Genomic DNA, 11,048 nt, shown 5'->3' on the forward strand with positions numbered 1-11,048 from the left:
CCCAGCTGGCCCACACCGCCAGCGCCATGGGCGAGGTGGCTGCGGAGAATATCTGCGGCATGGAGGCCCACTACGACGAATCCACCAATCCCACCTGCGTGTACATCGAGCCGGAGGCTGCCTCTGTGGGTCTCACAGAGGAGCAGGCCAAGGCGCAGGGGATCGACTACATGGTGGGCAAGTTCCCCATGAGCGCCAACGGCAAGGCTCTGATCCTGAACGGGGGCGAGGGCCTGGTGAAGATCATCGCCGGGAGGGAATACGGCGAGGTGCTGGGTATGCACATCATTGGGCCCCGCGCCACGGATCTGATCTGCGAAGGGGCGCTTGCCATCGGCAGCGAGCTGACGCTGGATGAGCTGGCAGCCACCATCCATTCCCACCCCACCGTCACCGAGACCATGCGGGAGTGTGCGCTGGACGCACTGGGCCGCGCGGTCCACATCCCGCCCCGCAGGAAATAACAGGGCAGTCCTTTCCGGAATTTAGAACAGGAGGTCAATGGGCATGAAAACACTTGGATATCTGGGCCTTGGCGTGATGGGCTACGGCATGACAGGCAATCTGATCGACAAGAGCGGCTGCGACATCTATGGCTACGACCCCGTGCCCGCTTTGCGGGAGCGGTTTGCCGCCCGGGGCGGCAAGGTCCTGGACGACGCTAAAACACTGTACAAAACCTGCGACATCATCTTCATGTGCCTGCCCACCAACGCCATCGTGAAGGCCACCATCACGGAGATCATGGAGACTGCCCGGCCCGGCACCACCATTGTGGACATGGGCTCCACCTCTCCCTATGTGATTCAGGAGCTCCACGCCGCGGCGGTGGAGAAGGGCTTCTATCTGCTGGACTCCCCGGTCAGCGGCGGCGAGACCGGCGCCAACGGCGGCACCCTGGTCATCATGTGCGGCGGCGAGAAAGAGGTCTTTGACGAGGTCCGGCCCTACCTGCTGATGATGGGTAAGACCGCCACCTACATGGGGCCCTCCGGCTGCGGCAGCACCGCCAAGGTGGCCAACAACATGATGGTGGGCATCCATCTGTGCGCCATGGGAGAGGCATTCGCCTTTGCGAAAAAGGCCGGGCTGGATCCTCAGACCCTTTTTGACGCCATCAAGGGCGGCTTTGCCCAGAGCGCAGTGATGGACGGAAAGGTCCCCAAGCTCCTGAGCCGAGACTTCTCCGCCAGTGCCCGGATCGCCGTCCACCTGAAGGACATCAACAACGCCATGGACGTGGCCGCCCACCTGGGGGTGGAGCTGCCCATGACGGAGATCGTCAAGGAGCAGATGGACTGGATGGACGCCCGCGGCATGATCGACGAGGACCAGTGCGCACTGGCCAAATACTACGAGGACGCCATGGGCGTGGAAATCAAGTGATCTCCCGCCAAGGAACAGGCAATCTGCGGGGACCGGCATCAGCCGGTCCCCGCTGGTTTTCCCTGTGGTACAGAATCATCGGATTTTTTGCGGGATAGCTGCGGGAAATCTTGCAAAGCGGCACAAAATATGGTACATTGTTCGAGAATACACACGGCGGGAGACTCCTCCCGTCCGTTTTTCGCGGTCTGACCGCCCCGGATTCCGCATGCAGCTGTGCGCCGTAGGTCGAAGATGGCCCATATTCTGATATTTTTCTGGAGGATATTCCATGTCTGAACTACGCACTGAAATTTCCCGGCGGAGGACCCTCGCCATCATCGTCCCACAAAAGCTGGCGCTTTTGCGGGAGCCCTGATTTGCGTTTGCTCCGGGCGGAGTGAATCCGCCCTTCGCCAAGGTTTTGCCTTGGCAAAACGCTTGGGCGGCGCAAAAGCGCCGTGGGTCGAAGATGGCCCATACTCTGATATTTTTCTGGAGGATATTCCATGTCTGAACTACGCACTGAAATTTCCCGGCGGAGGACCTTCGCCATCATCTCCCATCCGGACGCCGGCAAGACCACGCTGACAGAGAAGTTCCTGCTGTACGGCGGGGCCATCGCCCAGGCGGGCGAGGTCAAGGGAAAGCGGGCCCGCGCCGCCACCTCTGACTGGATGGAGATCGAGAAGCAGCGGGGCATCTCCGTCACGTCCTCCGTGCTGCAGTTCCAGCACAGCGGCTTCTGCATCAACATCCTGGACACCCCTGGCCACCAGGATTTCTCCGAGGACACCTACCGGACCCTGATGGCCGCGGACTCCGCCGTCATGGTCATTGACGGCGCCAAGGGTGTGGAGCCCCAGACCCGGAAGCTGTTTAGGGTCTGCGCCATCCGCCACATCCCCATCTTCACCTTCATCAACAAGATGGACCGGGAGACCAAAGACCCCCTGGAACTGTGCGAGGAGGTGGAGCGGGAGCTGGGCATCGACACCTATGCCGTCAACTGGCCCATCGGCTCCGGCAAGGAGTTCCAGGGCGTCTACGACCGGGAGAAGCAGCGCATCCTGTTCTTCCAGGCGGAGGAGCGGGGCAAGAAGGTCGGCTCCGCCGAGGTGGCCCTGGACGACCCGGCGCTGGAGGACATGATCGGCGCACAAAAGGCCGCCGCCCTCCGGGAGGAGGTGGAGCTGCTGGGGGCCGGACGGGAGTTTGACATGGAGGCTGTGCGGAACGGCACCCTGTCCCCCGTGTTCTTCGGCTCCGCCCTCACCACCTTCGGCGTGGAGCCGTTCCTGGAGGAGTTCCTCCGCATGACCACGCCGCCCCTGCCCCGTGTCAGCGACCAGGGGGAGGTGGATGTGTTCAGCGAGGACTTCTCCGCCTTCGTGTTCAAGATCCAGGCCAATATGAACAAGGCCCACCGGGACCGGCTGGCCTTCATGCGCATCTGCTCCGGCAAGTTTGAGCGGGACACGGAGTATTTTCATGTCCAGGGCAACAAAAAGCTGCGCCTCTCACAGCCCCAGCAGATGATGGCCGCGGAGCGGGAGATCATCGACGAGGCCTACGCCGGGGACATCATCGGCGTGTTTGACCCCGGCATCTTCTCCATCGGCGACACGGTGACGGTGCCTGGAAAGAAATTCAAGTTCTCCGGCATTCCCACCTTCGAGCCGGAGCACTTCATGCGGGTGTCTCCCAAGGACACCATGAAGCGCAAGCAGTTCATCAAGGGCACGGAGCAGATCGCCCAGGAGGGTGCCATCCAGATTTTCAAGCTGCCCGGCGCCGGCCTGGAGGAGGTCATCGTGGGCGTCGTGGGCACCCTGCAGTTCGACGTGTTCCAGTACCGGATGAGGAGCGAGTACGGCGTAGAGCTCTACATGGAGGGACTGCCCTACGAGCACCTGCGGGTCATCACCGCCTGCCCCTGCAAGCCGGAGGATCTGGTGCTGTGCACCGGCGCCGCCCTGCTGGAGGACTTCAAGGGCCGCCTGCTGGTGGCATTCGGCGGGGAGTGGTCCGTGGGCTTTCTCACCAAGCACAACCCCGGCCTGGAGCTGGCCGAGTCCCTGTCTGTCTGAGCCTGAAACCGTCCGCCGGAAAGAGGCGGACGGTTTTTTGCTTTTCTTTCTTCCGGCTGTCACCTTTTCGGCGGAAACCGCATCCTAATAAGTGACCGGTCAAACGAACCCAAAGGAGCGCTCAGTCCCGCCATGACAAATTTTTTGTTGGACAAAGAAATATTCTGCGACCAGGTAATCCGAAACCAGGAGACCATGTTCCGCACTGCCAAGGCTATCCTTCACCAGGACGAAGATGCGGAGGACGCCGTGCAGGAGGCCATCTGCGCCGCCTATGCCGGCCGCGGCAGCCTGCGGGACCCGGCGCGGTTCCGACCCTGGATCCTGAAAATTCTGGTCAACAAGTGCTATGAGTTCTGCCGGAAGCGGAGGACCACGGTGGACCTGGCGGATATCCAGGACTTCCTGCCGGCTCCGGCGGCAGATCAGGCGGAGCGCCTGTCTCTGTGGCAGGCGGTCATGGCGCTGAACAGCGACCTGCGGGCGGTCGTGACCCTGTTTTATTATGAGGACCTCTCCATCCGGGAGATCAGCGCCGTTCTGGGCATCAGCGAGGCGGCGGTGAAGACCCGTCTCTCCCGAGGGCGGTCCCGGCTAAAACAACTATTACACGAGGAATGAGGTGCGCAAGGTGGAGCCATTCGACAAGCGACTGAAAGAGCGGGCGAAGCAGGAACCCTTCCCCCTGCCGGAGACGTATGCCGGAAAGGTGCGGGACACCTGCGCCGCTTTAAAGGAGACGAACATGAAAGAAAACAAGCAAAAACGTTCCTATCGCTGGCTGGTCGGCGTAGCCGCAGCCCTGGCCGTATTCGTGGCCATTCCCAATGTATCTCCCGCGGCGGCTGCCGCCATGGAAGAAATCCCGGTGCTGGGCGCCGTGGTGCGGGTCATCACCTTCCGGGATTACCAGTATGACGATGGTCACAGCACTGCCGACGTCCACGTCCCGGAGCTGGGCGGCAGCGGCGCTGCAGACGAGATCAACGACCAGGTGCAGGCCTATACCGATCAGCTGATCGCCCAGTTCCAGACGGACTGCGAGGCTGCGGGCGAGAGCTACCAGGGCCTGGATGTGACCTCCTCTGTGGTGACGGACAGCGATACTTGGTTCACTCTGCGGATCGATGCCACGAGGACCGAGGCCAGCGGCTACAATTTCACCCGATTCTACCACATCAACAAAGCTACGGGTGAAGCCGTCACCCTCAGCGATCTGTTCCGGCCTGATGCGGACTACGTCTCTGTCCTGTCCGCGGAAGTCCTGCGGCAGATGGAGGAGCAGATGGCCGCGGACGCATCCCTGAGCTATCTGACGGACGAATTCACCGCTATTGACCCGGAGCAGAGCTTTTACTGGAACGCCGACGGCGATCTGGTTCTGGTGTTCGACGAGTACGCGGTGGCTGCAGGCTACATGGGCATGGTGGAGTTCACCATCCCTCAGGATGTGTACAGCGCCCTGCTGAAGTGACCGCGCTCCCCCATAAACCTTTATACGCATTGGGCGCATCGTAGATAAGGGCAAATGCTGTGGTGAAAGGTTTGGCGCATGGTTTCCGGTTGCCCCAAAGGAGCGGGGAAAGATGCATTCAGTTTTCTGCGGTGCTTTTGTATAACAGAGAACAGCGGACCGCTTCAGCGGTCCGCTGTTGTTTTCCAGGTTTACTGGGCTTGCTCCATCCGCCAGACGATGGCGGAGATCTGGCCCCGGGTCAGAGTGTTGTAGGGCTTGAAGGTGCTGGTGCCGTTGCTGAAGTAGCCCTCCACGATGCCTGCGGCATTCAGCGCCTGGACATAGGGGTCCGTGGTGTCGGTGAAGGGACGGACGCTGGACAGGTTGCTGATGCTGAGGCCCATGGCCTTGGCCGCGATCTGGCTGACCGCCAGCCGGGTGATGGGGGCGTTCAGGTTCACGCTGCCGGACACCAGCCCGTCCGCCTGCGCCCGGGCCAGATAGCCGCTGAACACGTTGGAGTTCACCGGCTTCTGCTCGTCATAGCCAGCGGCCAGCATGATGAGCTTCAGCGCCGCGCCGTAGGTCACCTGGTTGTCGGGCTTGAAGGTGCCGTCGCTGTATCCGTCGATCACGTCGGCGTCGCTGAGCTCCAGTACATATTTATAGCACCAGGTGGAGGAGGTGATATCAGAGAAGTCCTCCATAGCGCTGACAATGCCCAGGCAAAGCTTGCCGCTGGCAATGGGATCGCCGTTGCTGTTGCAGGCCACATAGGGGATTTCCACAGATCCGGTGAAGCCGCTGGCCGGCACGAACCGCAGCTGGCTGATCCGCTCGCTGCCGCTGGAGTAGCCGTACAGGGTCTCGGTGTCCGCCCGCTTGGAGGTGCCGCTGCCCACGTAGATGACACCCTCGTTGGTGGCGGGCAGTTCCAGCAGCTGGATGCTGGCCAGACCCAGGCCGCTGGACTGGGCCACCGCCGTGTAGATGGAGGCAGCGGGGAAGGTGACGGCCGTGTTTCTGGGCGTGGGGCCGTAAACGTCGGGCACCTCGCTGAGGTTCACGCTGATGAGGATGGTGCCGGACACAGAACGGCTGCCGGAGCCGTAAGCGGTGAAGGGGATCTGGGCGCAGTAGTTGACGCCGCTGGGTATGTATGTCAGCTCGCTGAGGGCGTGCTGGCTGCTGGAGGGACTGAAGTAGAAATCTATGTCGTCGCAGTTGTCGTCGGTGATGCGCAGGCTGCTGGAGCTGCCGTAGCTGCTGGTACCGTAGTAGTTGTAGTACAGGCTGCCGTAAGTGGGCGCATCTTTAAAGGTGACATACTGCAGGGTATAGCCGGGGTAGCTCTCCTCAAAGAACCGGGCGATGTCGTTGGCGTTGATCTGCACTCGGCCGCTGTAATCCGTATAATAGCGGATATCGCCGCCCTCTGCGGCCACGCCGGTTCCCCCCACATCGCCGATGGCGATGGCCACGGTGCCGTAGGCCTTGTCGCCGTCCTCACCGTAGGCAGTGAAGTCCAGCTCCACCACCTTGCCGTCGGCGTCCCTGTCCGCCACAAAGGTCAGGTCATCCAGGGTGAAGTCCTCGTCGTAGAACAGGTCCTTGCTGTCGTAGTAGAAATAACCGTCGTCCAGGTCGCTCTCGTCAAAGTACGTCCGGTCATCATCGTAGTCGTAGCTGTACAGCTCGCCCCAGTCGTCCAGTCCGTCGGCGTCGGTGAACCGTACATACTCCAGATCGTCCCCGGTCTCGTCATCCAGGAAATCCCAGAAGTCGTCCCGGTCAAAGGTCACGCTGTCGTCGGGATCCACCTCGTAAATGATGTCGCCCTTCACCTTGGTGCCGGTGCTGCTGCCCTTGCCGATCTCAATGGTGAGGGTGGCGGAGATCTTGTCGCCTTTCACGCCGCGCATGGTGACGTCAAAGGTCAGGGTGTCTTCATCGGCATTCCGGTCCGCCGCAAAGGTCAGCGTGTCCAGCTCGAAGTCATAGTCGTCCCAGATATCGTCCTCATCATAGTAAAACACGGCGTCGTCCAGGTCACTGTCGTTCAGCTCGTAATCCCGGGTGTAGTCGTCGGAATCGTATCCGTCGGCGTAGAAACAGCCGTAATCGTCAAAGTCGTCATAGTCGGTGAACTCCACGTATTCCAGTTCGTCGTAATCCGACTCGTCGTAGAAGAAATCGTAGAAATCCTCCGCGTCCAGCGTCACATCGTCGTCCGGGTCCACCTGATAGGTCAGGTCGCCCTTGCTGCTGGTGCCGCTGCCCTTGCCGACCTCGATGTACAGAGTGCCATATACCTTGTCACCGTCCACGCCGTGCATGGTGAAGTCAAAGGCCAGGGTGTCCGCGTCGGCGTTCCGGTCGGCGTAGAACGTCAGCGTGTCCAGTTCAAAGTCATAGTCGTACCAGACGTCGTTCTCGTCGTAATAGAACATGGCATCGTCCAGATCGCTGTCATTGAGCTCATAGTCCGGGATATAGTCATCGCTGTCGTATCCGTCTGCACCGAAATATCCGAAGTCATCGAAATCATCGTAGCTGGTGAACTCCACATACTCCAGCTCGTCATAGCGGCCGTCTTCCTCGTCGAAGAGGTCCCAGAAATCCTCGGCGTCCACCGTCACATCGTCACCGGGGTCCACCTTGTAGGTCAGCTCCACGTCGCCGGAGCCGGAGCGGGAGCCACCCTCCACATCAATGCGGACCGTTGCATAGAATGACCCTTCGTCGCCGTACAGCCTGACATCAAAATCCAGTGTGTCGCTGTCGATGTTGTCATAGGTCTCAAACCGCAGCGTGTCCAGGTCGATGTCGTAATCGTCCGCATCAGCACGGTCATAGTAGAATTCGTAGTTCTCCAGCGCCTTGGAATCCACGTCGTCGAACCCGTAACGGTCAAAGTCCTCGAAGGTGAAATAGCCGTAATCGTCAAAGTCATCATAATCGGTGAATTCCACGTATTCAAGGTATCCGCCGTTGTCGTCCTCATAGATTTCCTGAAAGTCATCCGCATCCAGCCAGACGCCGCTGTCCTCGTCCACATCGTACGTCAGATCCGCCGAGGCCGCAGACGCCATGGGAACGGTTCCGGCCAGCAGCGCCAGCGCCAGCAGACACGCCGGGAGCTTTTTCTTCCAAAATGTTTTCATAGTCCTCTTTCCTCCATCATATTCCAAAAGGCTTGCTTCCAGCTTCTATCTCTCTACATGTAACATACCGGGAAAGTGCTCGGCAATCATGAACAAATTATGAACTTTTCGCCATTCGGGAAAAAAGATTCCGGTCCGGCCGCATCCTGGAAAACGAAATTGTCCCCTGAAATACACAGACGGCCCGGGATTTTCCGTTTTTTTACGGGTTTTTCTTTACAAACAAACGTTCCTCCGATATAATACTATGGCTAATGAAATTTGAGGAAGTGGAGAGAGCACATGGCTTTGATCGAATACGACGAATATAAGCAGAGGCTCCGGGACCTGGGGCCCGAGCTGGAGAAGCTCTCCGCCGCGCTGGACATGGACAGCGCCCGCGCGGAGGCCCGAAAGCTGGAGGACGAGACCGCCCAGGACGGCTTCTGGAACGACCTGGAGCGATCCCAGAAGGTGCAGCAGCGCCTCAAGCAGCTGCAGAACAAGATCGCCCGCCAGGACAAGCTGGTGACCGAGTGGCAGGATCTGACGGCCCTGTGCGAGATGGGCCAGGAGGCGGAGGATGAGGAGCTGCTGGAAGAGCTGAAGTCCGGTTTCCAGACCCTGGAGGAGAAGATCGAGGAGTCCCGGATGGCCACGCTCCTCTCTGGGGAGTACGACGGCCACAGCGCCATCCTGACCTTCCATGCCGGCGCCGGCGGCACCGAGGCCCAGGACTGGGCCCAGATGCTCTACCGGATGTACACCCGCTGGACGGAGCGCCACGACTTCACCTATCAGATCCTGGACTATGAGGACGGCGACGAGGCGGGCATCAAATCCGCGTCCATCGCCATCCAGGGGGATAACGCCTACGGCCTTTTGAAGAGTGAGAACGGCGTCCACCGGCTGGTCCGGGTGTCTCCCTTTGATGCCAACGCCCGCCGGCAGACCAGCTTTGCCGCGGTGGAGGTCATGCCCGAGATCGAGGATGACGACGAGGTGGAGATCCGGGAGGAGGACATTGAGATGCAGGTCTACCGGGCCAGCGGCGCCGGCGGCCAGCACGTGAACAAGACCTCATCCGCCGTGCGCCTCATCCACAAGCCCACGGGCATCGTGGTGGCCAGCCAGCAGGAGCGCAGCCAGTTTCAGAACAAGGACAACTGCATGAAGATGCTGCGGGCCAAGCTGGTGGAGCTGAAGCAGCAGCAGCACGCGGAGAAGATCTCCGATATCAAGGGCGTGCAGATGAAGATCGAGTGGGGCAGCCAGATCCGCTCCTACGTGTTCATGCCCTACCAGATGGTGAAGGACACCCGCACCGGCTATGAGACCGGCAACATCGACAACGTTATGGACGGCGATCTGGACGGCTTCATCAACGCGTATCTCACTCAGCTGGCCACCGGTGAGCTGAAAAAATAAATCGTCCACGCATCCTTCCGGATGCCCGGCTTTCCGGAGCCGCAACCTAATAGAGAAATCAAAATATGAGACGTGGCGCGGGGTGGTCCCCGTGTCACGTCTCTCTGAATGAGAAAGGATGTTGGAATTTCCATGGCAGAAAAATTCCCCCAGGGCGCGGCGCCCCAGGAGAACAAGATGGGCGTGCTGCCCATCGGACGGCTGCTGACCAACATGGCGGTCCCCATGATGATCTCCATGCTGGTCCAGGCCTGCTACAATGTGGTGGACAGCGTGTTCGTGGCACAGATCAGCGAGGATGCCCTGAATGCCGTGTCCCTGGCCTTCCCCCTGCAGAACCTGATGATCGCCTTCGGCGCAGGCACCGCTGTGGGCATCAACGCGCTCCTCTCCCGGTCCCTGGGAGAGAAGAATCAGGCCATGGCGGACCGGGCTGCCAACACGGGCATCTTTCTGGCCCTGTGCAATTTCGCGCTATTCGCCCTGATCGGCATCTTCTTCTCCCGGACCTTCTTTGAGCTGCAGGCCGGGGGAGAACAGGTGATTATCGACTACGGCGTGGATTACGCCTCCATCTGCCTGGGCTGCTCCATCGGTATTTTCAGCCAGTTCTGCTTTGAGCGGTTGCTGCAGTCCACCGGCCGCACGTTCCTGGCCATGTGCACCCAGCTTACCGGCGCCCTCATCAACATCGTGCTGGACCCCATCCTGATCTTCGGCTGGTTCGGCCTGCCCCGGATGGAGGTGGCCGGCGCCGCCATTGCCACGGTGGCAGGGCAGATTGTGGCTGCCGCCGCTGCCCTGGTGCTGAACCTCAAATGCAATCCGGACATCCACATCCTGCCTCGGGAGATCCGCTGGCACGGCAAGGTGGCGGCGGAGATCTACCGGGTGGGCTTCCCCTCCATCGTCATGCAGTCCATCGGCTCCGCCATGGTGTTCGGCATGAACAAGATCCTCTTCTCCTTCACCAAGACGGCCACCGCCGTGTTCGGCGCATACTTCAAGCTTCAGAGCTTCGTCTTCATGCCGGTGTTCGGCCTGAACAACGGCATGGTGCCCATCGTCAGCTATAACTACGGCGCCGCCAGCCTGCCCCGGGTGAAGCGGACCATCAAGCTGACCATCTGCACCGCCATGGCCATCATGGCTGTGGGATGCCTGATTTTCCAGCTCTTCCCCCAGCAGCTGCTGATGTTCTTCAACGCCTCGGAGGAGATGCTCTCCATCGGCTCCGTGGCTCTGCGGATCATCTCCGTGTCCTTCGTGCTGGCGGGCTTCGACATCATTGCCGGTTCCGTGTGTCAGGCTATCGGCAACCCGCTGTACAGTCTGATTACCTCTGTGTGCCGCCAGCTGGTGGTGCTGCTGCCGGTGGCATGGCTGTTGTCCCACACCGGCGTCCTGACGCTGGTGTGGCTGGCCTTCCCCATCTCCGAACTGGTGTCCCTGGTACTGAGCGCTATCTTCCTGCGCCGGACCATGCGGGCCGTTGCCGAGCGGATCGGCAGCCGGGCGGCCTGACTCCAGAGAAAAGCAGCGGCGGAACGGCCTTTGCCGTTCCGC

Annotated in this window: 7 protein-coding genes and 1 pseudogene; 7 read left to right on the plus strand and 1 reads right to left on the minus strand. The window is 60.5% G+C overall.

The window, feature by feature from the left end; translation table 11 throughout:
• From HMPREF1546_RS14755 to HMPREF1546_RS14775, 5 genes and pseudogenes are all read left to right on the plus strand, one after another.
• Positions 1-464, plus strand: a pseudogene (locus HMPREF1546_RS14755) (dihydrolipoyl dehydrogenase); the annotation flags it as partial.
• 43 nt (positions 465-507) lie between these two features.
• Positions 508-1,386, plus strand: coding sequence for an NAD(P)-dependent oxidoreductase (locus HMPREF1546_RS14760; protein ID WP_025545638.1), 879 nt, complete (start codon positions 508-510; stop codon positions 1,384-1,386).
• A gap of 488 nt (positions 1,387-1,874) precedes the next feature.
• Positions 1,875-3,455 (plus strand): peptide chain release factor 3, encoded by a 1,581-nt coding sequence (locus tag HMPREF1546_RS14765; protein ID WP_021751403.1) that lies wholly within the window; start codon positions 1,875-1,877, stop codon positions 3,453-3,455.
• Positions 3,456-3,587: 132 nt separating this feature from the next.
• Positions 3,588-4,076 (plus strand): RNA polymerase sigma factor, encoded by a 489-nt coding sequence (locus HMPREF1546_RS14770; protein WP_021751404.1) that lies wholly within the window; start codon positions 3,588-3,590, stop codon positions 4,074-4,076.
• A gap of 10 nt (positions 4,077-4,086) precedes the next feature.
• Complete coding sequence (locus HMPREF1546_RS14775; RefSeq protein ID WP_147629943.1) at positions 4,087-4,929, plus strand: RsiV family protein; 843 nt, start codon at positions 4,087-4,089, stop codon at positions 4,927-4,929.
• A gap of 191 nt (positions 4,930-5,120) precedes the next feature.
• On the opposite strand, the gene HMPREF1546_RS14780 is transcribed toward HMPREF1546_RS14775, so the two are convergent.
• Positions 5,121-8,075, minus strand: a complete 2,955-nt coding sequence (locus HMPREF1546_RS14780) for an S-layer homology domain-containing protein (RefSeq protein WP_021751406.1) — start codon at positions 8,073-8,075, stop codon at positions 5,121-5,123.
• Positions 8,076-8,357: 282 nt separating this feature from the next.
• On the opposite strand from HMPREF1546_RS14780, the gene prfB reads away from it, so the two are divergent.
• Positions 8,358-9,482: a peptide chain release factor 2 gene (prfB, locus tag HMPREF1546_RS14785; protein ID WP_021751408.1), complete on the plus strand. Its 1,125-nt coding sequence runs from the start codon at positions 8,358-8,360 to the stop codon at positions 9,480-9,482.
• Positions 9,483-9,614: 132 nt separating this feature from the next.
• Positions 9,615-11,006 carry an MATE family efflux transporter gene (locus HMPREF1546_RS14790; RefSeq protein WP_036631364.1) on the plus strand — a complete coding sequence of 464 codons (1,392 nt, stop codon included), beginning with the start codon at positions 9,615-9,617 and terminating at the stop codon, positions 11,004-11,006.
• Positions 11,007-11,048: the final 42 nt, after the last annotated feature.

Source organism: Oscillibacter sp. KLE 1745, assembly GCF_000469445.2.
GTDB lineage: Bacteria > Bacillota > Clostridia > Oscillospirales > Oscillospiraceae > Oscillibacter > Oscillibacter welbionis.

Coding starts and splice junctions, on each gene's coding strand:
- HMPREF1546_RS14760 (WP_025545638.1), top strand. CDS start 508: ATGAAAACACTTGGATATCTGGGCCTTGGCGTGATGGGCTACGGCATG.
- HMPREF1546_RS14765 (WP_021751403.1), top strand. CDS start 1,875: ATGTCTGAACTACGCACTGAAATTTCCCGGCGGAGGACCTTCGCCATC.
- HMPREF1546_RS14770 (WP_021751404.1), top strand. CDS start 3,588: ATGACAAATTTTTTGTTGGACAAAGAAATATTCTGCGACCAGGTAATC.
- HMPREF1546_RS14780 (WP_021751406.1), bottom strand. CDS start 8,075: ATGAAAACATTTTGGAAGAAAAAGCTCCCGGCGTGTCTGCTGGCGCTG.
- prfB (WP_021751408.1), top strand. CDS start 8,358: ATGGCTTTGATCGAATACGACGAATATAAGCAGAGGCTCCGGGACCTG.
- HMPREF1546_RS14790 (WP_036631364.1), top strand. CDS start 9,615: ATGGCAGAAAAATTCCCCCAGGGCGCGGCGCCCCAGGAGAACAAGATG.